The sequence below is a fragment of the Cetobacterium sp. 2A genome (assembly GCF_014250685.1).
In the GTDB taxonomy this organism is placed as follows: Bacteria; Fusobacteriota; Fusobacteriia; order Fusobacteriales; family Fusobacteriaceae; genus Cetobacterium.
Genome location: NZ_JACFAJ010000002.1, coordinates 13,311 through 39,050, shown reverse-complemented (window position 1 = coordinate 39,050; position 25,740 = coordinate 13,311). Strand labels below are relative to the sequence as shown.

The window sequence follows — 25,740 nt, the reverse complement described above, 5'->3', positions numbered from 1 at the left end:
TTATGAAAAAAATACTCTGGAAGATTTAAAAAGAGACATAAATTTAATGAAACAACTTTTAGAGCAAATAGAAAAATATGAAAATACTACATTTAGTTAGTAACAAAATATGGATGAACCAATGTGTAAATTACAGGAAGGTTCGGGAAAGGGGTTGGCAGAATGGAGGTATATAAATGTGAATTTAGATACCAGTAAGATATTTAGAATAGGTATAGATTGGTTAACTCTATATAACTTTGAAATTAGCTACAATAGTAATCTATATATAACAGAACAAGTAACAGAAGAGTTCTATCAAGAAAAGTTCTATTTAGAAGAACCAAGTTATACCTTGGATAGCACTACACGATTATACACAAGTGGAAAAGAAACGTATTTTAAAAATTTGAGATTTAATCCTAATAAGATTTTGAGTGGACATAATATTTATAATTCAAGAGAAATAGAGTTGGAAGCAGCTCTTTTAATATTAGTAAAAGAACTTTCAGAAAAGGGAATAGACATAGAGTTGGCACAAGCGAAAATAAAAGATATTGAAATAAATCTTAATTTTAATAAAGCTTTCCTAGATGTTCAAGAAGCATTAAAACTTCTTTTTATATCGGTCCCACACTTTAAAAAGATAAGTAGATGCACTAGAAATAAAAGCTATAGATTGATGTTTCAAGATGAGACTCTTCTAGGGAATTATGGAGCTACTCTAGTTACTGCTTATGATAAAACAGAGGAATCTAAAAAACTAGATTTGGAGTTAGATATAACAAGATTAGAATGGAAGTTTTTAAATAGAACCTTTTCATATTATACCAATAAAAAAGGAAAAGATAATAGCTTGAATTCGATTTTAGGGAGCTTTGAGCTTATAGATGGAATCTTCATAGAGAATACCAAGAGAAAGCTCTTAGAAGAGGGGATAAAACACTTAGAAAGTATTATAAAGATTAATTTAGAGAAAGAGTTTCTAGCTTTTAAAAAATCTAATAAATTTGGAAAAGAGTTAGGAAAGAAAGCGAAAAGAGGAGTCTATAGACATCTAGAAGAAAATTGCTGGATATTTGATTATACTCTTCTGATAGAGCTTGTTGATAAACATGATAAACCACATAAAACAAGAGAAATAAAAACAATATTAAAGAATTATTCCAATCACAATAATTTAGAAAAACTGAATTATTTGATGGAATTTATTTTTAACCACTAGTTTCAAATAGTGGTTAAATCTTTGATGCGTAAAAACAAGCTTAAATACTTTGGAAATAGACAGGTTGTAGAGAATATTCAAAGAAGTAATTGTAGTGATTTTTCCTTATTAACTAAATAGCCAATATAAATGACATTTTTATTACTTAACTAATTCTTTTTATAGGAGGTGTGTCATAGCAATGATAAATAAAGTTTCTACTACAATAAAAAAGAGATAAGAAAAAGATTCGAGTATGGAGAAGATCTAAAAGAGTTAGCCTATGAATTTAGATTATCCTATGGCACATTAAGGAACATATCTAGTAAAGAAAAGTGGGTAAAAGGAATAAACTCATCTCTGCTCTACTTGAAGGAAGTTGAGAAAGATATAGAGAGTCACTTGGAAGAGAAAGAAGAGATAAAGGGTCATTATAAAAATCTTCATAAATCAACCTTAGCTTACTTAATCGAGTTAGAAAGAAAAAAAGAAAGACCTACAAACAAAGGGAGAGAAGATGCTTTAAAAACTAGAATAGCTACTCACAGAGATGGTTATCGATTTGCTAAAGAACTTTACTCTATAATGTCTCCAGAGGAAGAGATTGACTACAAGATTAAGTTAGTAAGATATGAAGCATATAAAGAACAGATACTATCAGATGAGAAAGAAAGAGTAATAAAACTAGATGAGGATTTAGTAGATTTAAAATTAAAAAAAATAGAATTGAAAACAAAAGAGAAAAGGCAAAAGCTTATGGAGTTGTTGTAGATGAATAGAATATGTCCGAGATGTAGGAAAGTGTATTCTTATAATCTTAAAGGGTGTCCAAATGGATGTAATAAGAAAACAAGGACTGAATCAAATAGGATATACGATAAGTGTCAAAGAGAGCATCAAAGTTTTTATAATAGTAAAGAGTGGAAGAGACTAAGAGAAGCCTGTAAGAACAGATTTAGTAATCTATGTCTTTGGAGCTTATACAAACATAAAAGAGTTGTGACAGGAACAACAGCTCATCATATAGTTCCGTTATCAGAAGATAAATTAAAAGGATCTTTATTATCTAACCTTGTTTATCTAAGTGACGAAGCTCATAGAGAGATACATAAATTGTATGAATCAAATCAAACAGGGACAATTAAAGAAATAAGAGAGTTTATTCAGGTGTGGGAAGTAGAGACTGAAGGTAGGGGTATATGAAAAAGTTTTAGGGTCACAGCCCAATACCGCATCCTTCCAATACTTTTCGCAAATTTCCCTTTGAGAAGTTTTTTGAAAATAAAAAATGGAGGTGTCAAAAATTAGAAAACCACTTGAAGTACAAACAAAACATTTAACTCAGGAAGAGATAAAAATAAAAAAGTTAGAGCAAGAATCGGTTTTTGTAGGAAATGAACAACTTAAAATCCCTCCAGATTGGCTGGTAAACGAGATAGCAACAAAAGAATGGGTAAGACTTGTAGAGCAGTTTAATAAAAAATCTATGATAAGCAACTTAGATTATAATAATTTGGGAGCTTATTGCAATGCTTTTGCTAGGTATGCATCTATTGTAACAAATCTAAAAACAGACGTAATGATTGTAGAGGAAATAAATCCACTTGTAAGCTTAGAACTGAAGTATTCAGATGAAATGAAAAGGTATGGTTCTTTGTTAGGATTAACTATGGAATCAAGATTAAAAGCTGGCTCTGGAATAATTACAATAATAGATGAAAAACTAGATAAAGAGTTTGGAGATGTTTAATGAGTACTAAAAGTGAGCTTGTACAATATTCAAAAGATTGTATAGACGGAGTAATACCAAGTGGACAAAAGCATATATGGGCTTGTAAACGTTTTTTAAAAGATGTTGAAGAAAAGAAGTTCATTTGGGATGAAGAGGAAGCTCAACGAATTGTTAAATGGTTTACATACCTTAACCATTCAAAAGGTGTATTAGCAGGAACTCCAATAATGCTAACAACTTGGCAAAAGTTTATAGTTTGTCAAATATATGCTTGGAAAAGAAAAGATGGGTATAGAAGATTTAAGAAAGCATTTATAGAGGTTGGAAGGAAAAATGCCAAAACTCAAATGCAAGCTGGATGTATGCTGTATGAAATATCTGTAGTGGCAACAAGAAATAATGAGATAGCAGAAACATTTTGTGCAGGAACAAAAAGAGAACAATCAAAATTACTATTTTCAGAGTGTCAAAATATGCTTACTGGGAGTTCTTTATCTCCAAAATTCAAAATAACAAGAGATAAAATAGTTCACATAAAAACAACATCATTTTTAAAGCCATTATCTAAGCAAGATGGAAAAACAGGAGATGGAACTAATCCTGCTGCATTGGTTTTAGATGAATACCATCAACATGCAACAACAGAATTCTATGATCTAGCACTAGGAAGTAACTCTAAAGAGTCATTATTGTTAATAATAACAACAGCAGGAATAGATTTAAATGTTCCTTGCTATAGAGAGGAATATAAATATTGCTCAGAATTGTTAAATCCAAATTTAGATATAGAAAATAGTGAGTATTTTGTAGATATTTGTGAAGCTGATAAAGGTGATGAAATAGGAGATATAAGAACTTGGAAAAAAGCGAATCCTCTTAGAGCAACATACAAAGAGGGGATAGAAAAGATAACATCTGATTATGAAGTTGCTAAAAGCGTTCCTGAAAAGATGATTTCATTTAAAACAAAAATCTTAAATATTTGGGTTCAAGCTAAAGATTTAGGATATATAGATATGGAAAAATGGAAGAAGTGTCAAGTTAAGGAATTACCATATGAAATAAGAAATAGAGCTGTGTATGTAGGATTTGACATGTCTGCCAAGATAGATTTAACAAGTGTATCATTTATACTTCCTATAATGGATGATGGAATAGCAAAATATATAATTTTTAGTCACTCCTTTATTCCAAATAGAGATAAATTAATGGAGAGAAAATTAGTCGATAAAGTTCCTTATGATACATGGGAAGAGTTAGGATTTTTAACAATAACAAATACCCCTATCGTAGACCAAGAACAAGTTATGCAATATGTAATAAAAACTTGTGAAGAAAACAATTGGGAAATAAGGCATCTTTGCTTTGATCCCGCAAATGCTTCTAAGATAATGATGGATTTGGAAGTGCAAGGATATGAGGTAACAGAGGTATTTCAATCACATAAGTCTCTAAATGAAAGCACACAAGGCTTTAGAGAACAGGTATATTCAGGAAATATTATATATGTGTATAACCCTCTTCTAAATTATGCTATGGGAAATACTGTAATAAAGCAAAATAATGGATTAATAAAAATAGATAAGGATGCTTCACGAAAAAGAATAGATCCCGTTGATGCACTATTATGTTCATTTAAACTAGCTATGTATCATGAATTTGAATTTGATATTACTCAATATGCAGAAGATAACTACCTAGATAAATTATATGGAGGGGGTGAATAATGAAAATAGTTGAAAAAATAAAAAATATGATGAAAACAGAAAAAAAAGAAGGACTTACTCTTGAAGAGCTTGGAGATTTTTTAGGTGGTTATGGAATTAATATAGATAACATTGATAATAGTAGTGATTTATCAGAAACAATTTATTATATTTGTTTAAAACATTTATCAGATACAATGTCAAAAATGCCCTGGGAACTTAGAGTTTTAACAGAAAAAAAGGGGAAAGAAAAGATTATAAATTCTAAAATGGAAACCCTTTTAAATCTTAGACCTAACCCATATATAAGTTCTGCAACATTTTGGGGAACAGTTGAACTAAATAAATTACATCATGGAAATGCCTATATATATATAGAAGCAGACAGAAATGGATTTCCTAAGTATCTTTGGGTACTTCCAAGCAATCAAGTAAAGATTTGGATAGATAATAAGGGTATTTTTGGTAGATTAAATGCTCTTTGGTATGTTTGGACAGATAGCAGAAGTGGAAAGCAATATAGCTTTGAAATGGATGAGATTATACATTTTAAAACACATATTAGTTTTGATGGACTTTCAGGAATTCCAATAAGAGATATTTTAAAAACTCAAATAAGTAGTGGTAAAAATTCTATCGGATTTTTAAATAAATTATATAAAAATAATATGTTTGGATCTAAAGTTTTAGTTCATTATACAGGAGAATTGAAACAAGGAGCGGAGGCTAAGATAGCTTTAAAACTTGAAAATTTCTCAAAAACTCAAGGGTCAGGAAAGTTATTCCAATTCCACTTGGGATGCAAGCTCAATTACTAGATATGAAGCTAGCAGATGCACAATTCTTTGAGAATAATAAAGTGTCAGCATTACAATTAGCAGCTGCATTTGGAATAAAGCCAAACATAATAAATGATTATACAAAATCATCATATAGTAACTCTGAAACTCAACAAGTAGATTTCTATGTAAATACACTTCAACCATTATTTAAAGCGTATGAACAAGAAATAACATATAAATTGTTAAGTGAAAGGGATATTGATAAAGGATATAGATTAGAAATTAATGAAAAAATTCTCTTCAAAATGGATAATAAAACCCAAGCTGAAGTTTATAGTAAATACTTGACTAATTTTGCTATGACACCAAATGAGGTGCGAGAAGATTTAAATCTTCCATATATAGAAGGTGGAGATACTCTATTAGGTAATGGTTCTACAATCAATTTAGAAAATATAGGAACACAGTATATAAAGGGGGGTGAATAGATGCCAATACTAAATTTAGATAAAGGCAAATTAGAAGTAAAAAATAAAACTGAAAATGCAGTGGATCTTATTATTTTTGGGGAAATTGCATCAAGTAGATGGTCAAATAGTGATGTTATACCCTCTGATGTGAATGAGTTATTAAATGAAATTGGAGAAAATGATGCTTTAGATATTTATATTAATTCACCAGGTGGAAGTGTATTTGCAGGAATAGCAATATACAACATGTTAGTAAGACATAAAGGTCATAAAAGAGTTTTTGTAGAAGGGTATGCAGCTTCAATAGCCTCAGTTATAGCTATGGCGGGAGATGAGATTATAGTTCCTGAGAATGCTTATTTGATGATTCATAAAGCATGGGGGTTTGCAATAGGTAATGCTGATGATTTAAGAGAGCAAGCTAATTTATATGAGAGGTTTGATACCACGATAGCAAATGCTTATATGACAAAAGCAAAAGAAAATAAAACCTTTGATGAATTTTTAGAACTTATGAAAGCTGAGACATGGTTTGATGGTTTTACAGCTCAAGATTATTTCAATGTGACTTTAACAGAGTCAGTTGATATAGCAGCTTATTTAGATGGAGAACTATATAAGAATTATAAATTACCCCAAAATCTTTTAATGAATAACATAAAAGTTAAAGATAAAAATCCTGAGAGTCAAGAAGATTTTGGAAGTTCCGAAATTGAGTTAGCAAAAGCAAAATTAAATTTATTAATAAACTTATAGGAGGTCATAATGACAAAATTACAACAGTTACAACAAGAGATGTTCAATCTAAAATCAGAAGCGAAAAATACTATGGAGAGGGAAGGGATAACAGAGTCCGAAATAAAAGAGGTTACAAATAGAATATCAGAGCTTCAAGCTAAAATTAATTTACAAAAAGAATTAGAAAATTCAGGAACTGAAGTAAATAATAGAAATGGACAGCAATTAGGAAGAGGCAATTTAGATGGAGATAATACAGACTCAAATGCAAGATATGAGGAAGCCTTCTATAATACTTTAAGGGGAAGAGCAAATGCAGATGATATAGAGGTCTTAGAAGCAAGAAACTTAAATTCAGGAGTTGAAGCTGATGGTGGATGTTTAATACCAGTAGACCAACAAACAGAAATTAATGAATTAAAAAGAACATATACAGCTTTAAGAGGATTAGTAACAGTTGAACAAGTAAGAACAACGACTGGGTCTAGAGTATTAGAGCAAGATGCAGAGCATACTCCACTTGAAGAGTTTACAGAAACAGGTGAGGAAGGAATTAAAGAAACAAGTGCACCTAAATTTATACCTGTGACATATGCAATAAAAAATTATGGTGGAATTTTACCTATTCCAAGAACTTTACTACAAGATCAAACAGCTAATTTAAGAAGTTATCTAAATAAATGGTTAGCTAAAAAAGCTGTTGCAACAGAAAATTCTTTGATAATTGCAATCCTTAATACATTAACAAAAGTCCAAGTTGAAACTATTGACGATGTAAAAGATATAATGGATGTTACATTAGATCCATCTATTTCAGCACTAGCTAAAGTAATAACTAATCAAGATGGATTTAACTACTTAAATAAACTTAAAGATTCACAAGGTAATTACTTGTTAGAAAAAGACCCTAAAAATCCAACTAAGAAGATGTTAAATGGAAAAGAGATTTTTGTTTTATCAAATAGAACATTGAAAACAACAGGAACAACAGAGAAAAAAGCTCCGCTAATAATTGGGTCATTAACAGAAGCAATTGTATTATTTGATAGAGAAACAATTGAATTAAAATCAACTGATGTTGGCGGAGATGCTTTCAAGAAAAATAGAGTAGATATGAGAGCTATTATGAGATTAGATGTTAAGAAATTTGATTCAGCAGCAGTTGTATTTGGTCAAATTCCAATAGTAGGAACAGCGTCTGTAGCTTTTAAACAAAGTGTAGAAGAGAAGGATACTAAGAAAAAATAAGGTGGTTAAATGATAGATTTAACAAAAACTAAAGAGTATCTAAGAATAGATGAAAGTGATGAAGATAATTTTATTGAAATGCTTATAGAATTTAGTAAAGAAGAGATAGCAAATTCCACTGGAGTCACTTTTGACTCTGGTGGTTCTTTTAAAACTTATGAGTTAGCTCAGTTGATAATTATAACTGATAGATATGAAAATAGAGGCTCTCAAGACCTTGAATTTAAACCAAATAACATTCTTTCATCTTTATATACTAAATTAAAGTATAGTGATTTAAATGTCTAATCTAAGCAGTAGATTAAGAAATAGAATTGGCATCTATAAGAAAGAAAATATTAAAGGGAAATTGGGAACAAGCTATGAGGATATATTAATAAAAAAAGTATGGGCTGAGATAAAATTTCAATCTGGAAGTATCGTTAATGGTGAAGGAGATACAGCAGCCAATAACACAAGATTTAAAATAAGAATTAGGAAAACAGATATTAAAGCAGATTACCATATCGTTTATAAGGGCTTGATTTACGATATTGAATACATTTATCCAGATTTTAAAAAGAATAGCTTTATAGACCTAATGGTAAAGCTAAAAACGGAGTGACAGCATGAGCTTAGATAAACTATCAAAGGATTTAATGAAATTAGCTAACTCAATAAATAATGGTAAAGACTCAAAAGAATTTTTAAGAAAAAGCGGAAACAAATTAAAGAATAAAACATTGAGTGTGGCAAAAAGTAGGGTGAATGAATCTACTGGAAATTATATAAAAAGTATAAAACGAGGTAAAGTTTATGATTTTAAAGGAGCATTAGCAGTGAGGACTTATTCTACTGCTCCTCATGCTCATTTAATTGAATATGGATATATAAAAAAGGATAGAACAGGTAAAGAACATGGATTTCAAAGAGGTAAACATGTGTTTATGACAGCTCAAAAAGATTTTGAAGATGAGTTTTACAATGATACTCAAAATTTTATAGATGATGTTCTTATGAAAAATGAATTTAAGTAGGTGAAAGGTGATAAGTTTTATAGATATACAGGCTTCAATAGTATCTAAACTGGCTAAAATTGCTCCAGATATAGAAATTAACTCTTCAGATATAGAAGAAGGCTTTAAGAGACCTTGCTTTTTTATAGATATGTTAGATATAGATTCTTCAAATTTGATGGATAAGTTCCAGGAAAGAGAAATAGAGTTTGATATTCTATATTTTCCAAAACATCTAAAAAAAAATCAAATGGATCTATTAAAAATGAGAGATATTTTAAACAAAGCTTTTGTAGAAGAACAATCTTTTAATATAACAGATGATTTAGTTGTAGAAGCAACAGATGTAAAGATATTTGAAGTTGATAAAGTTTTACATTGTGAGTTTAAAGTATTTATAGCAGAGGAATATGAGAGAGAATACGAGCACAATATTGAAGAATTAGAGTTTGGGGAGGAAATTAATGGCGACAAGTAATGGACTACCTAAGTTAGAAATAGTTTTTAAAGGCTTAGGAGTATCAGCGATAGCAAGAGGAGAAAAAGGCTATGCTGTTTTAATAGTTGAAGATGAGACAGTTGGAGATAACAAACAAAAATATGTAACAATAAGTGATTTCACAAGTGATGAACAGAAAATGTTTAGCCCAGAAAACATTCTATTTATTAAGGATGCTTTAGAAGGAACACCATTGGCTCTTTATGTATTTAAATTAGGAACAGATGGAGAATTAACAGATTTATTAAATAAAATAAAAGGAATTATACCTCGTAATTCATGGATAGCAATTCAAACATCTACAGCACAAAAACAAAATGATTTAGTTACTTTTGTTAAAGGAGAGAATAAAAACAATAAAAAAAGATATAAAGCTATTGTATATAAGGCTACTGCTGCTGACTCTATGCACATTATTAATCAAACTAATGAAAAGATAGAGTTTTTTGATGAAAGAGGGTTAAAGAATGGAGAGTATGCACTTTCATATTTACTTGGTTTTTATGCAGGACTATCAATGATGATGTCAGGGATAGCAAAGCCTTTAAAATTTAAAAGTGTAGTTGAACCAGAAGATCTAGAAGTAGTTATAGGAAAAGGAGAACATATTCTTTTTAATGATGAAGGAGAAGTAAGAGTAGCTAGAGCTGTAAATTCACTTGTGACAATATCTGAAGAGTTACTGAAGAAATGACACATATAAATACAGTTGAAAAAATGGACTTAATTTATTGTGACATATATAAAGCTTGGAACAATAGTTATAAAGGTAAGTATCCAAATATTTTAGATAATCAAATGTTACTAATTTCATCAATCAATGGATATTTTAAAGCTTTAGCTAAAGATAAGATATTAGATCCTAACTTTGATAATAAATCGATGGTAGATATAGCATCTCAAAGATTAGCTAATTATCCAAAATGGGAGAGGAAACAGTTTAATTCCTGGGATGATGCATATGCTATGAAAATGACAGTTGCCACAAAAGTATTTTTAAAGGGAAGTATAAAGATAACAGGAATTATGGAAGATTTCTTCTTCGATATATTCATGTAAGAAGGAGGAATAGATGGCAAATCCTAAAAAGAATGACTATTTTAATGGAAATAAAGGAAAACTTTGGGTTAATGGTGAGGAAGTTGTAACTGTAACTAAATCTAAGGCTGTAAGAAAAAATAAATATGAAGAAATTCCAGCTCCTATTGGTGATGGAACGGTAAGGGTAAAAGTAGGAGAGACAATTGAATTTTCAGGAACATTTAAATTCTTAGGTTCAGAAAATTTAGATGCTTTTAATGAAAGTGAGGATATTGCATTAATTTTAGCAAATACAAATATATCAGGAAAAGTAACTAAAAGACTTAAATTAGATGGAGTTACATTTGATGAAGAAGTTTTAATTGATTTTGAAAAAAATAAAGTGGCAGAAATAGAGCTTTCAGGACAGGCTGAATCTTTTGAATGGTTACAAGAGAAATAAAATAGAAAAGCTCCTTATTAGTAGGAGCTTTCTTTTTAAAAAGGAGATGAATATGGAAAAAAAACAACCGATAACAATACAAGAATTTTTAAATAAAGTTGAAGAGAATGAAAGTAAAAAAATAAAGGTAACACATATTGAAATACCAGAACTTGGATTAGTTGAGTTTGTAAGACCTCGTGAAGGAGTTCTATTAGATTATTTAGATGACACAGTTAAAGCTATAGATATAACAACAGAGAAGACATTTGAAGAGGAAGAAAAAAATGAAGAGGATTTCGAAACTTTAGAAATGGAAGAAAAAAGTAAAGTTATACTTAAAATGCAAAAAGAAAATTCAAAAGTGGATATGAAATTATTAGTAAAAGCTTCTGAAAAACTTGTTTATAGATGCTGTCCAATTATGCAATCAAAAGAAGTTAGAAATAGATTTAAATTAATTTCACCGTATGAAATTCCAACTCAGATATTAGGTATGAATGCAGTTAATGATTTAGCTCAAAAATTGAGTGGGATATTTGATGGAATTAAAACTCAAGAGAAGGTGAATGAAGCAATAAAAAACTAATAGGAGGTAGTAAGAAGTATGGAGAGCTATTTTGGGTTTCTTACTATCTACAAAAAGGGCATAAATTAAATTATTTATTAAATCTTGATTATGAAGACCAGGTATTCTTTAAACAAAGCATGGAAAAAATGAATGAAGAAAAAGCTCTTTATGATTATCAAAAGATGGAAGCTTTTTTAAAGGCTTTAGGAGGTGAGAAGAAATAGGGAACAGAGTAATAAATACAATATTAACTTTGAGAGACAATCTTTCAGGACCTTTAAAAGCAGCTTCAAAAGCAACAGAACTTGCAAATAACCACTTAGAAAAAGCCAAAGAACAGCTTAAAAAATATGAGGGAACAATAGCAAATGCCAATAAGAATATAGATTCAGCAAAAGCAACAATAGCAAATGCCAATAAGAATATAGATTCAGCAAAAGCAACAATAGCAAATCTATCAAAAGAGTATTCTCATAATTCTAAACAAATAGAAAAATTAAAAGCGGAAACTGAAAAGTATGACAACTTAGTTGCAGGATCAAATAATAAAGCTCAAGGTTATAGAAAAAATTTAGAAGATACAAAACTAAAACTGAAAGAGCTTAAATTGGCACAGGAAGCTACTAAAAAATCACTAGAGGAAGCACAGAAAACAGGAGATAAAGTAACTCTAAATAAGTTATCAAAGGAGTTTTCTAATAATGCAAAAGAAATAGAAAAAACTAAATTAGCAGCTGAAAAATATACTCAAAGTTCAAAAATGACAGAGGAGCAAGTAGCAAGTTATACCAAACGATTAGAAACTGCCAAAAGTCAACTTCATGGATTTGAAAAAGCTCAAGAATCAAATACTGATGCAATTGAAACAGCAAAAAAAGTAATGGTGGACTACGAAAAGGTTATTACAGAAAATAGTGAACGTTTGAATACTGCTAGAGCAAAAGTAAGGGAATATGCTAAATCCATTGCTGAAACTACTAAAAGAACTGAAGAAGGTAAGAAAAAGCTTCAAGAATGGGGAAAATCAGCAATGAGTACTATGGATAGTATTGTAAAAAGAGCAGCACAAGCAACAGTAGCAATTGCATCTGTAGTAAGTGGATTTGCAGTCAAAGAAGGCTTTGGTGAAGCTATGAATATGGAAGGTTACAAGATGCAACTTGAAACAGCTACAAAATCAACTGAGAAAGCTGGACAATTAATGTCTAACGCAATTAAATTTGCAAACTCAACACCATTTGAAACTGGAGAGGTGGTAGAATCTACAGCTAAAATGGAAGCATACGGAATTTCATCTAAAAGATGGTTAAAAGATGTTGCAGATATGGCTGGAGCAACAAATAAATCAATAGATCAAGCAACTGAAGCTATGGCAGATGGTGTAATGGGTGAATTTGAAAGGCTGAAAGAGTTCGGAATAAAGAAAGAACAATTAATAGAAGCAGCAGCTAAAAAATATGGAAAAAACATTGTTTTTAATAAAAGAGGACAAATAAAAGATGAGGCAAAGTTACAGGATATTTTACAAGCTGAAATGCAAAAGAAATTTTCAGGAGGAGCCGAGAAACAAGCTAAAACAATGAAAGGGTTATGGTCAACTGTAACTGGAGTAACAAAGTCATCATTAGCTAAAATAGTAGGTATGACTGAAGATGGAACGATTAAGCAAGGCAGTCTTTATATGAAGCTGAAAGAACAGGTAGAAAGAGTTGTGGCTGTTTTAAATAGATGGCAAGAAGATGGAACAATAGACAAGATAGCTGAAAAAGTAACTAAAGCAGTTGAAAATATGATTACATTCTTTTCAGATCTCTTTGATTTTATAAAAGAACATAGGGTATTGATTGAAACAATTTTAGTACTTGTTGGAAGTATTTATTTAACTATTAAAGCTTTAGTAGTATTAAAAGCAATATTAACAGCTGTTTCTATAGTAATGGGGATATTAAATGGAACGCTAGCATTAACACCTTTGGGATGGATTGTTATAGCTATAGCTGGAGTTGTAGCAGCTTGTTATTTGTTATGGCAACACATAGATTCAGTTGTAAATATGTTTAAAAGTTTTTTCAAATGGATAAAAGAAATTTTAGATTTTCTTGGACCTTTTGCATTTGCTCTTGCTGCTTTAACTGGTCCAATCGGACTTTTAATATCAGGACTATTATTAGTAATCCAACATTTTGAGAAAATAAGGGAAGTTGGAAAAAGTATGGTAGGATTTATTAAAAATATTTTTGGAAGTAATGATAAAGAGATAGATATAACTATTGATGAAACTAAAAATTCAAAAAATAAAGTAGAAACTATTGGGAATGTAAAAACAAATACTCCTGGTGGTATTGGAAATATGGATGTTCCAGATTTAAAGGTTTCTAATAAACCAGAGCCTAACTTTGGACAAGATAAAAGATATAGCCAAGAAAAAAGTTCTACCAAAGTAAATACAACTCCTCAATATACAATAGTTATAAAAGGAGATGTATACGGATTTGATGACTTTAAGGACAAAGTAGCAGAAGCATTTGTAAAAATAACAAATCCAAATATATCAAATATGGTGAGGTAACAAATGATTTCAAGGATAGCAAATTATGTGTTAAAGGGTATGGAAATATATTTTTCAGTAGATAATAATAGAGAGATATTTAAATTACCTTATGTTCCTCCTGATGTTGATTTTGGATCTCCTTTGGATTCTGGAACTTTTGAAACTACAAGTGGAAAAATTTTAACTTTAGTGGGAGAAAATGGCTTGAAAACATTGACAATAGATAGCTTTTTTCCTTCTAAATTGTATAGTTGGCTTGGAAGTGTTACCTTAGCCCCACTATGTATAGATTTCTTTAAAAGACACAGAAATAAACCATTAAGGATAGTAATTGCAAGCTTATCAATTCAGGAAAATATGGAGTGCATAATAACAGATTTTAGGTACAGTAAAAAGCATAATGGAGATATAAAATATACCCTTTCAATTCAGGAATATATAAATCCTAATAAAATTGGAGGAAATAGTGCATAAATTAAAATTAATTCAAGGAGATATAGTAACAGATATAACAAATATAGCTGGAAATATTTCTTTAAGTACAAGTATAGACACTTTAGGAGCTTCATTTAATTTTAGTATGCCTAGGAACTTTGGAGATTCAAATTATATTTTAACTGAAACAATAAAAGTTGGAGATATTATAAAATTTCAAAATGAGAGGAACCTATTCACAGGAATAATTGTAGATATGGATACATTAAAATTTTCAAAAGAAATAAAATGTTTTGATTTCTATTTTTATTTGAATAAAAATAAGGTTATAAAGCAATTTAACAGTTTGAACGCCTCCTCTTGTATAGAAAGTTTGCTTAAAAGTATAGGGGCTAAAACAGGAAAAATAGAAGCAATAGCAACATCAATTGACAAGATATATAAAAATAATACTGTCGCAGAAATAATAGATGACATTTTAAAAATCGTTAATGAAGAAACAGGGAAAAAATATATTCTAGAAATTGAGAATACAACTTTTAATTTGGTAAGTCATAAAAAAATAAAAGTTCAAGTAACAAATAATATATTTGGGATGCCTGCTCTTACTGAAAGTATTGCAGATATGAAAAATATTGTCCTTATTGTTTCAAATGATTCAGAAGATGAAAGTATCTATGCTAAAGCTGAAGATAAAGAGAGTATAAAAAAATATGGAATGCTACAAGAAGTAATCGAGGTTGATCCAGATAAAGATGATATTTCAAAAGTTAGAAATATAGCTTCTCAGAAGTTAAAAGAGTTGAATAAAGTCTTAACTACTTCAAGCCTTGATGCACTAGGAAATGATGATTTAAGAGCTGGAAGGTTACTAGATATTGAAATTAAAGAGTTCGGAATTAAAGATGAGTTTTTAATAAAAAGTTGTACTCATACTTTTCCAAAAGGTAATCATATTTGTAGTTTGGAGCTGGAGGTGAATTAATGAATTATCAAACAGAAATGGTTAAAATGATGAAACAAAGAGAAAATAAAGAAGTTGAATTTGAACCTTGCATTGGTAGAGTAATTAAAGCTCCTCCAGAAATAGAAATTTCAATTTATGATGGGCAAGTTATTTTATTACCTCATAAATTATATATGAATGACAGATTATATAACGATTACACAAGAGAGTTTGATATAGAAGGCGATATAACAGAGATTACGATAGAATCAACATCTAGCAGTGTAGAAGCTAGTCCAGGTCCTCATAAGCATAAACATGGGACTATAGAAGGTACTGGAAAATATAAAGCGGTTGGAACAATTATAAATACAGATACTTTAATAGTTGGAGATTATGTAAAAGTTGTTCCTACAGAAAAAGGGCAAAAGTGGTTTATAGATTCCAAATATAGGAAGGTGAAACCATGAGTATATTTCCTAGTTTTAATGAAAGTTTAGATCTAAAAGAAGAAAATAAAAATAAAGGGAAAAAAGAGATCCTTTTTGATTTTAAAACAAAAAAAATAGTCATAGTTGATGGAAAAACTAAAGAAGCAAGTGAGATTGAACAAGTTAGACAATGGATTGAATTATTGATATTAACTCAAACTGGAAAGTATAGAGTTTATGATGATACTGGTTTTGGAATGACTGATTTATATAATTTAAGAGGGCATAGTATATTTAGTACACCTTTTGGAGTAATGGAGTTAGAAAGGGAAATAAAAGAAAAGATTCAAGCTAAAAAAGAGGTTAAAGAAGTAATAGATATTAAATCAACAAATGGATTTAATTCTTTAAATATAGAGGTAACAGTTATATTAAAAAGTGGAGAGACTTTAACAAGTGAGGTGAGTATATAGAGTGACAACATATAAAGTTCCTACTATAGATGAAATAGAACAAGAAATGTTAAATAGTATTTCAGATGATTATGTAAAAGATATTGGAACTTTTACGAGGGATTTAACAAGGACATATGCTATAGAATCTCATAAGTTTGAAAAAAAATTAGAAGAGTACTATAAAAAGTTAGACGTATATAATTTAATTGGCCAAGAATTAACAAGATTTGTAGAGCAAAGAAAGGGATTATATAGGAAAGCAGCTAATCCAGCAAAAGGAGTATTAACAGTTGAAGGAACTGGAGTTATAAAAGTAGGAGATTTTTTTGAAACAGAATCAGGGAACAGATATAAGGCAACAGAACAAGTTACTATAAACACACTAGGAACTGTAAATATAGAAGCAGTGAAGGCTGGTTCAAATGGAAATGTTGGAGCAAACTCTATAACACTTATTCCAATTACAATTCAAGGAATTTCAAAAGTTACAAATAAGGATCAATTAATAGACGGATATGATGAAGAAACAGATGACTCTTTAAGAGAAAGATATTTAATAGAGATTCAAAAACCCGCTACTTCAGGGAATGTATATCATTATATGCAATGGGGAAGAGAAGTTGTTGGAGTTGGAGATGTTAGAGTTTTTCCTTTATGGAATGGAAACAATACTGTTCAGATGGTAGTAATCGATGATAATAAGGTTATTGCTAATGAGGAATTGATAAATAGGGTTCAAGAGTATGTAGATCCTAAAGGTCATGAGAATGAGACTTGGGGTACTGGAGCTGGACAAGCACCAATTGGGGCTTACTGTACGGTTATAAGTGCAACAGCAAAAATAGTTAATATAGAAAGTTCTCTTATTTTAAAAGATGGTTATAATCTTGAAGAATTAAAGCCCCTTATAGAGCAAGAAGTAAGAGTTTATCTAAAGAACATAGCATTTAAAAGAGAGAGTGTCTCATACGCTATATTATCATCATGGATACTTAATGTTGAAGGTATTCAAGAATGGACAACTTTCACAATAAATGGATTACAAGAAAATGTAATCATAGGAACAAAAGAAGTGGCAGTTCTAGGGAACGTGAATTTAAGTGTTGCATAAAATTGGAATTATAAATAATTTACATAGAGTTTTTAGAGAGGATCCATATCTTAATTCTATTTTAGGAGTAGCTGGAGAAAAATTAGATAACCTAGAAAAAAGAGCAGAGTTGTTAGGAACTGAATTTTGGTTCGATACAATGACAGCATTTGGAATTGCTATTTTAGAGAATCAAATGGATTATAAAACTATGAGTATAACACTTGATGGAAAAAGAGAAGAAATAGAAGCTAGATGGAAAACATCTGGGAAATGTGATTTAAAATTATTACGAACAATAGCTAACTCCTGGAGAGATGGAGAGGTAGCAATATTATTTACAAATGCAGTTATAGAAATAACTTTTGTGTCAGTTATAGGGATTCCACGAGATGTTGAAGTTTTAAAATCAGCAATAAATGAAGCTAAACCAGCACATTTGCCAATAAATTTTACATTCAAATATAGGCCATGGGGAGTTGTAAAACCTAAAGTTTGGGATAGTTACAAAAAATTTACATGGGGACAACTTTTAAAAATGGAGGGAATATAACTTGAAACAAACAGATACTTTAAAATTAAAGAAACCAGGTTATGATAATTTAGCTGATATAGAAGTATTGAATGAAAACTTTGATATTATTGATGAAAATGCTAAAAAAATACAGGGAGAATTAGATGCTAAAGAGCCAAAAATAGAAGTTAAAAATAGTGGTTTTAATTTGAATAAAACTAATTTAATAGAAGATGATGAAAACAAGCTTTCTACAGCTAAAGCTGTTTTTAAATTAAAAGATACTTTAACAAAAGATTTAACAGAAAAAACTACAAAAATGACAACTACAGAAGTTGAAGAGATAATAAATAATCTCAGGGGGGAATAGTAGTATGAATTTAGAAAAAATTATGAAAGTTTCCTGGAGAATTAATGAGTTGCAATTTGAAAGAGGAGTATTCTTAGAAGGGGATTTGAATATTGCTATTTTAGATATTCAAATAGAAAATTTCACTCCAGAATCTGAACTGGAACTCTCATTTTATAATGAAAACGAAAAAAAACTTTATGTACAAAAAAAAGTTAATTTACAACAAAATGTAAAAATTAAAATCCCTAATGAAGTTCTTCAAGTCCCAGGTCAAGTTTTTGTAAGATTAACTCAAAAAAAAGGAGATTCAATCTTACAAGCAACTGAAGAAATTTACTTCTATGTTGTAAAAAAAAAGATTATGAACTCTTAAATCAATATATTCCTGAACTAATTGCAAAAGATATAAAAGGAACTATTGACGAGCTGTATGAAGTTATAGCAAACGGTAAAGGAGAACTAGAGGAATATACAGAAAAAGTAAAAGATCATATAGATAACTGCATAATAACTTCGACACAAGTACGAATTTTAATTGATAAAATTAGAGGGGGATAAAATTATGGCAAATGCAAATGCTATTTTAAAATATGAACAACTAGAAGAGTTAGTGACTTTAATATATGAAGATATAAAAAAGAAAGCTGGATTAGCTCATACACATCAAGCAACTGACGTTATAGAAAATGCAGCTAAAAGATTTGTAAGTGATACAGAGAAATCAACATGGAATGCAAAGATAAGTCAAAGTCAGCTTGATTCAGCTTTAAATACACTAGCAAGTGGTCTCACATGGAAAGGTAGTTTCCCTACATTAGAAGCATTAAAAGCACTTCCTAATCCTCAAGATGGTTGGTTTGGTATTGTTACTACAGGAGAAAATACATTCTATATTTATGAATCAGATACAAAAATTTGGCAAGATTTAGGTGGATTAATGCTTCCAGGTGTTGCAACAACAACAGCAAATGGACTAATGACTAAAGAAATGGTTATTAAATTGGCTGGATTAAGTAATTATACTCTACCAAAAGCAACTTCAGCTGTTCTCGGAGGGGTAAAGTCAGGATCTATAATTACAGTCGATGCAAATGGTATTTTACAGATAGATTCAACAAAGATAATATCAGCAGCAGAAAGAGGGCAGTGGAATAAGGCTTCAACAGATTCAGCATTAGCTTTAACAAAAATAGCAACTACAGATGCTAATTTAGGAAATGCAGTTTCAAGAATTAGCAGTGTTGAAACTAGAACTACAAACCTAGAAGCGAAAATGGTTTATATAACAAATGCAGACATAGAGAGTTTAGTTGAAGCGTCAAAAAGGTAAGGAGAAAGCATGAGTATATCTAGTTTTAAAAAATCATACTATGCTCTTTTAAATAATCAAGATGAGAATGCGTTATTAAATAAATCTGGGCTAAAAACACTGCTAACTTTAATTATGCCTTTAGCTTCTGTTAGTGAAAATGAATTTAAATGCACCCTTACTCCTGGTGAAAGTGTTATAACTTTATCTCAAGATTTTATTTTAAATAAAACTTTAAAAGTATCTATAAATGGAATTTTGTTATCTTTAAATCAACATTATACTGTTGATACAGTTTTAAAACAAATAATGCTTAATGAAAAATATAAATATAAAGCGTCAGTTTTAATAACTGAGTATATTAGCAACTTAGAATCTAGATACGACTACATATTAGAGTCTGAAACAGAGAAAATAACTCTTCCGTCTAACTTTAATTTAAGCAAATTAAAGATATTTATAAATGGTTATCTACTAAGTTTTGACAAACATTATAGTATAAATTATGCAAATAAAGAAATAATTCTTAAAGAGAAATATAAAATAGGAAGTGAAATTGCTGTATTAGGGGGATAAAATAGTGATTTTTAGAAATAAAAGAGATACAGAAAGTTTTTTAAGAGAAAATACGATTCAATCTCTTCAAGAAAATAAATATGTTGAAATTGGAGATATTATTCTTGTAGCAGAAACAGAAAGTTTCTACACGATAAATGAAAATGAGGGAATATTACTTAATAACCAACTTTATGCACTTAAAAAAATAGATAATATTCTAACAACTATAGAAGTTGAAGAGATAATAAAAAAATTAAGGGGGAATTAATGAAAAAAATTCTTAAAACTTTAGATCCAATTTTAGGAAAAACTGCATTTAGTAAAGCTATGCAGTTGATATATGAAGATTTTGGTAAAAAAGAAAATTCTTTTGTAAAAAATACTGCTTTTAATAAGAATTTTGGAATATCTACAGGACAAATTTTAGAAGGGGCTAAGCTCGCAGAAACATTAGGAATTGAATATAGTGGAATTTTAAATAATACTACTACTAAAGTTGCGGGGAAAGCATATTACGACACAGCTAACAAAAGTATTTTTAAGTGTATAAGAAACACATCAATAAATTACGCAGATGCTACCTACTTTACTGCGATTTCAAATGATGATTTATTAGGTAAATTAGAGAATTTAGTAGGTTCAAATGGGAATATCCAAAATAAAATAGTTTTCAAACAATATAGATGGATTTCTCCTCCCAATTCAATTGAAGAAGTTAAAATTCCCATAGGGATTGATTATAAACATATTCTTAATTTTTCAATAACTTTTGAAAATGGAAAAATTGCACTGAATCAACAGATTATTAAAAACAATATAATTTTAGGTCTAAATACAGCTCCAGATGGTTATTGGATAAATCCTCAAAATGGAGGAAGTGGAACAATTTATCTAATGCTTTTAGTTTAATACTTTGCGATATAAATTATTTGACCAGTGTATAATGCGGGTCTTGAAATATCGTTAACAAACCAACTGAATTCTGACTCCGAAACATACATTTCTCCTGTGGCCAACGGCACACCATCGCCAGTTAAAGCTCCACAACCCTTTGTCAGAGCAATAGCCCAGGTTGGTAATCCGTATATTCCGCCAGAATTTTGTGTTGGAGTGTAAGAAGAAACACTTAATATACAAATATTCCCAGTTCGTTCTATGATTATCTCGAATCCATATGAAGTCATAGTATGTTTGTTATAACATGATAAATTCTCTAATATTAGAGAATTTAATTGGTGATGGAATTGTTTTAAAAAAAATATCAGGCGTTAGTGGAGAAATAGCCGTTTGTGATAGTGCTAGAAATAATAACACTATATTGGTTAGTGTAGACCTAGGTGATTATGGAAGAGGCCTAAGTATCAGTTCTAACCTTATTGAATTTTTAGAACTTATTATCCCAAATGGATTTAAAATTAATAGCACATTTTTCCCAATAGTTTCAAACAAAGGAAAAGTTATTGTAGCTAGAATTAGGAATGGTAAAATTTTGGTAAACTCACTTAATCAAATTTTGGTTGATTATGATGAATCTTTATATTTTTCTATATCATTTATACTCCATAAATAAATTTATTTTTACTTTAATATTAGAGAATTTAATCGAAGACTTAGGGATCAGAAAAATAGAAATAGGAAATTTTTCAATAGCAACACCCTCAGTTGTTGGAAATACCAAAACTATATCCTTCAAAAATTCATTTGCGAAAGTTCCAATTTTATTTATAAGTCAAACTAATTATAGTGGCACTACGAATGAATGGGCAGCAATTCAAACTTCAAAAATAACCACTACAAACTTCATAGCTAGGCATGCTGGAGGAACTTCTAATTTTACTCCAACATTTTATTATGTTGCTATAGAGTTACTGAGTTAAAGACTATCAACCAATATTAGAGAATTTACTTAAAATAGAAACTTTAAACTATACTTTTTCTGATTTTGCTAATGCTGTATTAGAAGCATCTTTTACAATAACTGCAAAAAAAATAGGAAATACAACCACATTAACTATGTTTGTTAATCCAACGAGTGTTGGAACTTTAGAACCTGTGGTTAAAAAATTGAAATATATATTGCCAAGTGAATTTAGACCCGCTCTAGGAGTTTATGGTGTTGTAAGACCAGATGCTTCAAGTCCTTTTATCATGATATTTAGCATAGACCAAAGTGGTGAAATTAAATTTTCATTTGATTCAAAAATTGGTGTAGGAAATGGATGTGCTGGAACGATTTCATATGTAAACTAAAGTTAGATTCTACCAAGCACTATAACATTTGCAATCAATTGCTTTGCTCCCCCAAAGTTAGTTAATCTGATTGCATTTTTTCCTATTGGCACAGCTACAGTATGCCTCGATACCTCTGAATCAGAGTTCATTAGTGCTATAAAATTAGTGTCTTTATATACAAGGGGAAGGTCACAATCTAGCTGAAATTGGCCATTAGGATTTGAGATGTTGTACTTACAAAGACATATTCCTAAATCACCTATTACAAAAGATATACCTTTTGAATCAGAGTTGAAATTAGATAAATTCTCTAATATTGGCAGGACAATAATTTCAATAATTGTAGCATCTTACGCGAGCATAAATATAAATATTTGAATTAGTCTCAATTTTTAAAATATTATTTTCTTCAAAAACTTTATAATAAATGAAATTACCATCACCAACATCTTTGCCGAGTATTCCTGAGTAATTAACCGTATTATAATTACTTCTAAAAGTTATAGTTTTAGCTTTTAAATCTTCAAACTGTGATGTAGCTTGTGTCATGGCAATATAAACTTCTATCACTCTGTATGATTTCATTTCTGTCATATTTATAGAATGTTGTAACCCTGATTTATATGTATAAACTTCTTTAGACTTGAGCAAATTCTCTAATTTTAGAAATTATTTATATCTAAAAGTCAAGTAAACCTTTAAAATATAGTTTTACTATATTTTTTAGGAGGAACAACTATGAATTACAACGAAAAGAATATGCAGATTTATGACATGTATTTAGAATCTAATAAAGCTAGAAATTTTGAAACCATAAATACTACTTATAAGATGTATAAGAGCAGAATGATAGATTATTTAAGTTATTTAAAAGAAAAAGAAGGAAATAAGTTACTTTTGTCAGAAGCGACAATAAAGAGTTGTGTAAATATTCTTGAGAGATATATCAATCATTGCAGAGACAAGGGAAATAATAATCAAACTATAAACAACAAATTAACAGCAATTTCTAGTTTTTATATCTGGTGTGTAAAAAGAGATCTTATCAAATATCATCCTTTTCAACATAAATTAGATAGATTAAGAAATGGAAGATTTGACAAAAGAAGAGAAAGTTATTACTTATCTATAGAAGATATTATGAGAGCCAAAATCCTTATGGAGCATAACTCTAAAAAATTTGATATTCAATCAAGATTAATGTGGGAGTTGTTCCTGGAAAGTGCGGCTAGAATATCCGCTATATCCAATTTAAAATTATCTCAATTAGATTTAAAAGGTGGATATTTTAAAAACGTTAAAGAAAAAGGAAATAAAATAGTAGATATAATTTTCCTAGACAATACTGAAAAATTATTGAGAGAATGGCTAAATGAGAGAGAAAATAAAGGAATAATATCAGACTTATTATTTATAACTAAAAGAAATGGTGAAATTGTACAAATGCAACAAAGTACCATAAGAGCTAGGATAAAGAAAATAGGAGAGTTGATAGGTTATGAACAACTTTATCCGCATACTCTTAGAAAAACGGCTATAAACTTACTAAGTAACCTCTCAGATATAAATTTTGCGTCTGAGTATGCAAATCATTCTGATACTAAAGTTACAAAAGAATATTATATAAAAACAAAAAGCGGAGCAGAAAATAGAGATAAAATATTGCAAATTAGAAGGTCGAAAGGACTTTAAAAAATCAATAAATTATAAGATTTAAGCAGTTTTTATATGTTTCAGCAGCTTCTAAAGCCAATAAAATGGTAAAAGCTATAGGTTGTTTGTCCATGTCCTCAATTTTAAAAAGCTAGTAAAATCAACACTTTAGATACTATGAAAAAGTGGAAATTTTGTATAAATCTTATAATTTACATAATTTAAAAATAAATAAAAACAAAAAATAAAATTACAGGAAGTGATTAAGTGATACTTTATATTTATGATGTAAAAACATTAAACATAGTAGCAAAACCTATCGTAAACTCAAATAATGAGTTTACGAATAATCCCTTAAACTTTTATCCAGACTGGAATATGGGAATCCATATAGTAAGTGAAATAGAGTTTCAGAATCCGATGTTAGATATAAATATAATAAGAGAAAAAACTAGAGAAGAACTAATCTTGTTAGATAATAAAAATGAATTGCTTCAGGATGGAGAATATGTTGAGAATAATAAAATTATCAGAGTGGAAGCTCCAAGTTATTTATTTAAAAAATTATGGAATAAAGAAAATAATTTATGGGAAGAAGGGGGAACTCAGGAGGACATAAATTTAGAAGTTAATAAACTTATAGATGAATTTACAATACTTGGAGAGCAAAAAGAACGATGGATAAAATATGGGTTTGATGTATTAGATATAGAAAATAAAATTGCAGAAAATATAATAAGAAGAAAGTTTCTTTTAGAAATATTTTGAATAGTTAGAAATAAAAAAATGGAGGAATTTTTATAAAGACTGTATTTGGATTAATATTAAATAAAGTTCTAGATCTCTTTATTAAGAGATCAAAATCTGGAGAAAAAGACCAGGAGATTCAAATAAAAAAACAAGAAAACTTCAAACAGATAATAGTAATTATTGCAATAATTCTAGTTGGAATTTGTGGAGCGAATGAGATATTCCCAAAACTAGAGGTCAGTCCTTGGTGGTATTCAATGACCGAAAAAATTATAAACTATTTATTTGAAAACTAAAACTAAAATTAAAATAGAGGTGGGGAATATTAAGGAAACACTTGATAACTTATTATTATATACACAAGGTTTGTTTTTCTGGCTTGGAGCAGGATTTGCAAGTGCTGTAGGTGGAATTGATGGGGATATAAGAGTTCTTTTCTGTTTGACAATAATAGATTGTGCCACAGGGCTTCTCAAGGCTATAAAAGAAAAAAATGTATTATCTAAAAACATGTTTATAGGTTTTATTATTAGAAAACCAGCTATTTATTTAGCTATTGCAACTATGGCACAACTAGATAAAGCCACATTTCTAAATGATATAAATATTTCGCTCAGAGTTTGTATGATTACTGGTTGTATCATAATGGAGTCTATATCAATAATGGAAAATTTAACTAAGTTAGGAATAAAACTACCTGGTCTTATAGAAAACATATTGGCTGTAAAGAAACAAAAATTAGATCAATGATTAAAGCTAAAAAACGACCTCGTAAAATCGATTTTAAGGCACTTCTAAAAATTAATCTTACGTTTATATATGCAAAAAGAGGATTAGTTTAATCCTCTTTTTTTATTTTATCACTTTTTTCCTTAATCATTTCTAATATAAAATCTGATAAAGATAATTCTCCTTTTGCATCATTTATAATTTTTTGTTCATCTTTATTCACTCTAAAGCTCATAGTTATACTTCTTTTTTCCGATGAATCTATCGCTTTACGACCTCCAAATCCACCAGATTTTTGACCTTTGATCCCTGCCATTTTTATCTCCTAATATTTATTTAGTCTCCAACA

The 25,740-nt window shown here is 29.4% G+C and carries 36 protein-coding genes and 1 pseudogene; 35 read left to right on the top strand and 2 right to left on the bottom strand.

Annotated features, from left to right (window positions below):
• The first annotated feature begins 121 nt into the window (after window positions 1–121).
• From H3N56_RS01965 to H3N56_RS01815, 32 genes and pseudogenes are all read left to right on the top strand, one after another.
• Window positions 122–1,204 (top strand): hypothetical protein, encoded by a 1,083-nt coding sequence (locus H3N56_RS01965; protein WP_185879679.1) that lies wholly within the window; start codon window positions 122–124, stop codon window positions 1,202–1,204.
• A gap of 381 nt (window positions 1,205–1,585) precedes the next feature.
• Window positions 1,586–1,954: a hypothetical protein gene (locus tag H3N56_RS01960; RefSeq protein WP_185879678.1), complete on the top strand. Its 369-nt coding sequence runs from the start codon at window positions 1,586–1,588 to the stop codon at window positions 1,952–1,954.
• Window positions 1,955–2,386: a hypothetical protein gene (locus H3N56_RS01955; RefSeq protein WP_185879677.1), complete on the top strand. Its 432-nt coding sequence runs from the start codon at window positions 1,955–1,957 to the stop codon at window positions 2,384–2,386. It begins immediately after the preceding gene.
• An 85-nt stretch (window positions 2,387–2,471) separates the two neighbouring features.
• Window positions 2,472–2,933 carry a P27 family phage terminase small subunit gene (locus tag H3N56_RS01950; RefSeq protein WP_185879676.1) on the top strand — a complete coding sequence of 154 codons (462 nt, stop codon included), beginning with the start codon at window positions 2,472–2,474 and terminating at the stop codon, window positions 2,931–2,933.
• Window positions 2,933–4,642, top strand: a complete 1,710-nt coding sequence (locus tag H3N56_RS01945) for a terminase large subunit (protein WP_185879675.1) — start codon at window positions 2,933–2,935, stop codon at window positions 4,640–4,642. The genes H3N56_RS01950 and H3N56_RS01945 overlap by 1 nt, the downstream gene beginning before the upstream one ends.
• A pseudogene (locus H3N56_RS13505) lies at window positions 4,642–5,891 on the top strand (phage portal protein). The gene H3N56_RS01945 and the pseudogene H3N56_RS13505 overlap by 1 nt, the downstream one beginning before the upstream one ends.
• Entirely contained in the window at window positions 5,892–6,629 is a 738-nt protein-coding gene (locus H3N56_RS01935; protein WP_185879674.1) for a head maturation protease, ClpP-related, read from the top strand.
• 9 nt (window positions 6,630–6,638) lie between these two features.
• Complete coding sequence (locus tag H3N56_RS01930) at window positions 6,639–7,859, top strand: phage major capsid protein (RefSeq protein WP_185879673.1); 1,221 nt, start codon at window positions 6,639–6,641, stop codon at window positions 7,857–7,859.
• A 9-nt stretch (window positions 7,860–7,868) separates the two neighbouring features.
• Window positions 7,869–8,147 (top strand): head-tail connector protein, encoded by a 279-nt coding sequence (locus tag H3N56_RS01925; protein ID WP_185879672.1) that lies wholly within the window; start codon window positions 7,869–7,871, stop codon window positions 8,145–8,147.
• Window positions 8,140–8,463 carry a phage head closure protein gene (locus tag H3N56_RS01920; RefSeq protein ID WP_185879671.1) on the top strand — a complete coding sequence of 108 codons (324 nt, stop codon included), beginning with the start codon at window positions 8,140–8,142 and terminating at the stop codon, window positions 8,461–8,463. The genes H3N56_RS01925 and H3N56_RS01920 overlap by 8 nt, the downstream gene beginning before the upstream one ends.
• 4 nt (window positions 8,464–8,467) lie before the next feature.
• Window positions 8,468–8,875: an HK97 gp10 family phage protein gene (locus H3N56_RS01915; RefSeq protein WP_185879670.1), complete on the top strand. Its 408-nt coding sequence runs from the start codon at window positions 8,468–8,470 to the stop codon at window positions 8,873–8,875.
• 7 nt (window positions 8,876–8,882) lie between these two features.
• Window positions 8,883–9,332, top strand: a complete 450-nt coding sequence (locus H3N56_RS01910) for a DUF6838 family protein (protein ID WP_185879669.1) — start codon at window positions 8,883–8,885, stop codon at window positions 9,330–9,332.
• A complete protein-coding gene (locus tag H3N56_RS01905; RefSeq protein WP_255492129.1) occupies window positions 9,319–10,047 on the top strand; it encodes a hypothetical protein in 729 nt (242 codons plus the stop codon). Before H3N56_RS01910 ends, H3N56_RS01905 begins: the two co-directional genes overlap by 14 nt.
• Window positions 10,044–10,412, top strand: coding sequence for a phage tail sheath C-terminal domain-containing protein (locus H3N56_RS13285; RefSeq protein ID WP_255492128.1), 369 nt, complete (start codon window positions 10,044–10,046; stop codon window positions 10,410–10,412). The genes H3N56_RS01905 and H3N56_RS13285 overlap by 4 nt, the downstream gene beginning before the upstream one ends.
• 13 nt (window positions 10,413–10,425) lie before the next feature.
• Entirely contained in the window at window positions 10,426–10,836 is a 411-nt protein-coding gene (locus tag H3N56_RS01900) for a phage tail tube protein (protein ID WP_185879668.1), read from the top strand.
• A 52-nt stretch (window positions 10,837–10,888) separates the two neighbouring features.
• Window positions 10,889–11,404, top strand: coding sequence for a hypothetical protein (locus tag H3N56_RS01895; protein ID WP_185879667.1), 516 nt, complete (start codon window positions 10,889–10,891; stop codon window positions 11,402–11,404).
• Window positions 11,405–11,639: 235 nt separating this feature from the next.
• A complete protein-coding gene (locus H3N56_RS01890; RefSeq protein ID WP_185879666.1) occupies window positions 11,640–13,955 on the top strand; it encodes a hypothetical protein in 2,316 nt (771 codons plus the stop codon).
• Between the two features lie 3 nt (window positions 13,956–13,958).
• Window positions 13,959–14,411, top strand: a complete 453-nt coding sequence (locus H3N56_RS01885; protein WP_185879665.1) for a hypothetical protein — start codon at window positions 13,959–13,961, stop codon at window positions 14,409–14,411.
• Complete coding sequence (locus H3N56_RS01880; protein ID WP_185879664.1) at window positions 14,404–15,357, top strand: hypothetical protein; 954 nt, start codon at window positions 14,404–14,406, stop codon at window positions 15,355–15,357. Before H3N56_RS01885 ends, H3N56_RS01880 begins: the two co-directional genes overlap by 8 nt.
• Window positions 15,357–15,788 (top strand): DUF2577 family protein, encoded by a 432-nt coding sequence (locus tag H3N56_RS01875; protein WP_185879663.1) that lies wholly within the window; start codon window positions 15,357–15,359, stop codon window positions 15,786–15,788. Before H3N56_RS01880 ends, H3N56_RS01875 begins: the two co-directional genes overlap by 1 nt.
• Window positions 15,785–16,222 (top strand): DUF2634 domain-containing protein, encoded by a 438-nt coding sequence (locus H3N56_RS01870; protein ID WP_185879662.1) that lies wholly within the window; start codon window positions 15,785–15,787, stop codon window positions 16,220–16,222. Before H3N56_RS01875 ends, H3N56_RS01870 begins: the two co-directional genes overlap by 4 nt.
• A gap of 1 nt (window position 16,223) precedes the next feature.
• Window positions 16,224–17,315 carry a baseplate J/gp47 family protein gene (locus H3N56_RS01865; protein ID WP_370521041.1) on the top strand — a complete coding sequence of 364 codons (1,092 nt, stop codon included), beginning with the start codon at window positions 16,224–16,226 and terminating at the stop codon, window positions 17,313–17,315.
• Window positions 17,305–17,847 carry a putative phage tail protein gene (locus tag H3N56_RS01860; RefSeq protein ID WP_185879661.1) on the top strand — a complete coding sequence of 181 codons (543 nt, stop codon included), beginning with the start codon at window positions 17,305–17,307 and terminating at the stop codon, window positions 17,845–17,847. The genes H3N56_RS01865 and H3N56_RS01860 overlap by 11 nt, the downstream gene beginning before the upstream one ends.
• A 1-nt stretch (window position 17,848) precedes the next feature.
• Complete coding sequence (locus H3N56_RS01855) at window positions 17,849–18,178, top strand: hypothetical protein (protein ID WP_185879660.1); 330 nt, start codon at window positions 17,849–17,851, stop codon at window positions 18,176–18,178.
• A gap of 4 nt (window positions 18,179–18,182) precedes the next feature.
• Window positions 18,183–18,533 carry a hypothetical protein gene (locus H3N56_RS01850; RefSeq protein ID WP_185879659.1) on the top strand — a complete coding sequence of 117 codons (351 nt, stop codon included), beginning with the start codon at window positions 18,183–18,185 and terminating at the stop codon, window positions 18,531–18,533.
• Window positions 18,534–18,722: 189 nt separating this feature from the next.
• Window positions 18,723–19,490, top strand: a complete 768-nt coding sequence (locus H3N56_RS01845) for a hypothetical protein (RefSeq protein WP_185879658.1) — start codon at window positions 18,723–18,725, stop codon at window positions 19,488–19,490.
• A 9-nt stretch (window positions 19,491–19,499) separates the two neighbouring features.
• Window positions 19,500–20,045: a hypothetical protein gene (locus H3N56_RS01840; RefSeq protein WP_185879657.1), complete on the top strand. Its 546-nt coding sequence runs from the start codon at window positions 19,500–19,502 to the stop codon at window positions 20,043–20,045.
• Between the two features lie 4 nt (window positions 20,046–20,049).
• Window positions 20,050–20,295, top strand: coding sequence for a hypothetical protein (locus H3N56_RS01835; RefSeq protein ID WP_185879656.1), 246 nt, complete (start codon window positions 20,050–20,052; stop codon window positions 20,293–20,295).
• Window positions 20,295–20,936, top strand: a complete 642-nt coding sequence (locus H3N56_RS01830) for a hypothetical protein (protein WP_185879655.1) — start codon at window positions 20,295–20,297, stop codon at window positions 20,934–20,936. Before H3N56_RS01835 ends, H3N56_RS01830 begins: the two co-directional genes overlap by 1 nt.
• Window positions 20,937–21,228: 292 nt before the next feature.
• Window positions 21,229–21,597 carry a hypothetical protein gene (locus H3N56_RS01825; RefSeq protein ID WP_185879654.1) on the top strand — a complete coding sequence of 123 codons (369 nt, stop codon included), beginning with the start codon at window positions 21,229–21,231 and terminating at the stop codon, window positions 21,595–21,597.
• Window positions 21,554–21,904, top strand: coding sequence for a hypothetical protein (locus H3N56_RS01820; protein WP_185879653.1), 351 nt, complete (start codon window positions 21,554–21,556; stop codon window positions 21,902–21,904). Before H3N56_RS01825 ends, H3N56_RS01820 begins: the two co-directional genes overlap by 44 nt.
• 187 nt (window positions 21,905–22,091) lie before the next feature.
• A complete protein-coding gene (locus tag H3N56_RS01815) occupies window positions 22,092–22,277 on the top strand; it encodes a hypothetical protein (protein ID WP_185879652.1) in 186 nt (61 codons plus the stop codon).
• 315 nt (window positions 22,278–22,592) lie between these two features.
• Here the strand turns inward: H3N56_RS01815 and H3N56_RS01810 are convergent, their stop codons facing one another.
• Window positions 22,593–22,910: a hypothetical protein gene (locus tag H3N56_RS01810; RefSeq protein WP_185879651.1), complete on the bottom strand. Its 318-nt coding sequence runs from the start codon at window positions 22,908–22,910 to the stop codon at window positions 22,593–22,595.
• 87 nt (window positions 22,911–22,997) lie between these two features.
• Here H3N56_RS01810 and H3N56_RS01805 point away from each other — a divergent pair, with 87 nt between their 5' ends.
• The 3 genes from H3N56_RS01805 (at window position 22,998) to H3N56_RS01795 (ending at window position 25,412) form a co-directional block, all read left to right on the top strand.
• Complete coding sequence (locus H3N56_RS01805; protein ID WP_185879650.1) at window positions 22,998–23,951, top strand: tyrosine-type recombinase/integrase; 954 nt, start codon at window positions 22,998–23,000, stop codon at window positions 23,949–23,951.
• Between the two features lie 228 nt (window positions 23,952–24,179).
• Window positions 24,180–24,680 carry a hypothetical protein gene (locus tag H3N56_RS01800; protein WP_185879649.1) on the top strand — a complete coding sequence of 167 codons (501 nt, stop codon included), beginning with the start codon at window positions 24,180–24,182 and terminating at the stop codon, window positions 24,678–24,680.
• A 297-nt stretch (window positions 24,681–24,977) separates the two neighbouring features.
• Window positions 24,978–25,412 carry a phage holin family protein gene (locus tag H3N56_RS01795; RefSeq protein ID WP_185879648.1) on the top strand — a complete coding sequence of 145 codons (435 nt, stop codon included), beginning with the start codon at window positions 24,978–24,980 and terminating at the stop codon, window positions 25,410–25,412.
• 88 nt (window positions 25,413–25,500) lie between these two features.
• Here the strand turns inward: H3N56_RS01795 and H3N56_RS01790 are convergent, their stop codons facing one another.
• Window positions 25,501–25,707, bottom strand: coding sequence for a hypothetical protein (locus H3N56_RS01790; RefSeq protein ID WP_185879647.1), 207 nt, complete (start codon window positions 25,705–25,707; stop codon window positions 25,501–25,503).
• Window positions 25,708–25,740: the final 33 nt, after the last annotated feature.

Bases quoted from the DNA above. Each gene is read 5' to 3' on its own strand.
- H3N56_RS01915 (WP_185879670.1), top strand. From the start codon at position 8,468: ATGAGCTTAGATAAACTATCAAAGGATTTAATGAAATTAGCTAACTCA.
- H3N56_RS01905 (WP_255492129.1), top strand. From the start codon at position 9,319: ATGGCGACAAGTAATGGACTACCTAAGTTAGAAATAGTTTTTAAAGGC.
- H3N56_RS01955 (WP_185879677.1), top strand. From the start codon at position 1,955: ATGAATAGAATATGTCCGAGATGTAGGAAAGTGTATTCTTATAATCTT.
- H3N56_RS01875 (WP_185879663.1), top strand. From the start codon at position 15,357: ATGAATTATCAAACAGAAATGGTTAAAATGATGAAACAAAGAGAAAAT.
- H3N56_RS01830 (WP_185879655.1), top strand. From the start codon at position 20,295: ATGAAAAAAATTCTTAAAACTTTAGATCCAATTTTAGGAAAAACTGCA.
- H3N56_RS01900 (WP_185879668.1), top strand. From the start codon at position 10,426: ATGGCAAATCCTAAAAAGAATGACTATTTTAATGGAAATAAAGGAAAA.
- H3N56_RS01950 (WP_185879676.1), top strand. From the start codon at position 2,472: ATGGAGGTGTCAAAAATTAGAAAACCACTTGAAGTACAAACAAAACAT.
- H3N56_RS01965 (WP_185879679.1), top strand. From the start codon at position 122: ATGTGTAAATTACAGGAAGGTTCGGGAAAGGGGTTGGCAGAATGGAGG.
- H3N56_RS01870 (WP_185879662.1), top strand. From the start codon at position 15,785: ATGAGTATATTTCCTAGTTTTAATGAAAGTTTAGATCTAAAAGAAGAA.
- H3N56_RS01840 (WP_185879657.1), top strand. From the start codon at position 19,500: ATGAGTATATCTAGTTTTAAAAAATCATACTATGCTCTTTTAAATAAT.
- H3N56_RS01920 (WP_185879671.1), top strand. From the start codon at position 8,140: ATGTCTAATCTAAGCAGTAGATTAAGAAATAGAATTGGCATCTATAAG.
- H3N56_RS01945 (WP_185879675.1), top strand. From the start codon at position 2,933: ATGAGTACTAAAAGTGAGCTTGTACAATATTCAAAAGATTGTATAGAC.
- H3N56_RS01820 (WP_185879653.1), top strand. From the start codon at position 21,554: ATGAATCTTTATATTTTTCTATATCATTTATACTCCATAAATAAATTT.
- H3N56_RS01895 (WP_185879667.1), top strand. From the start codon at position 10,889: ATGGAAAAAAAACAACCGATAACAATACAAGAATTTTTAAATAAAGTT.
- H3N56_RS01925 (WP_185879672.1), top strand. From the start codon at position 7,869: ATGATAGATTTAACAAAAACTAAAGAGTATCTAAGAATAGATGAAAGT.
- H3N56_RS01850 (WP_185879659.1), top strand. From the start codon at position 18,183: ATGAATTTAGAAAAAATTATGAAAGTTTCCTGGAGAATTAATGAGTTG.
- H3N56_RS01935 (WP_185879674.1), top strand. From the start codon at position 5,892: ATGCCAATACTAAATTTAGATAAAGGCAAATTAGAAGTAAAAAATAAA.
- H3N56_RS01805 (WP_185879650.1), top strand. From the start codon at position 22,998: ATGAATTACAACGAAAAGAATATGCAGATTTATGACATGTATTTAGAA.
- H3N56_RS01930 (WP_185879673.1), top strand. From the start codon at position 6,639: ATGACAAAATTACAACAGTTACAACAAGAGATGTTCAATCTAAAATCA.
- H3N56_RS01825 (WP_185879654.1), top strand. From the start codon at position 21,229: ATGATAAATTCTCTAATATTAGAGAATTTAATTGGTGATGGAATTGTT.
- H3N56_RS13285 (WP_255492128.1), top strand. From the start codon at position 10,044: ATGACACATATAAATACAGTTGAAAAAATGGACTTAATTTATTGTGAC.
- H3N56_RS01790 (WP_185879647.1), bottom strand. From the start codon at position 25,707: ATGGCAGGGATCAAAGGTCAAAAATCTGGTGGATTTGGAGGTCGTAAA.
- H3N56_RS01885 (WP_185879665.1), top strand. From the start codon at position 13,959: ATGATTTCAAGGATAGCAAATTATGTGTTAAAGGGTATGGAAATATAT.
- H3N56_RS01845 (WP_185879658.1), top strand. From the start codon at position 18,723: ATGGCAAATGCAAATGCTATTTTAAAATATGAACAACTAGAAGAGTTA.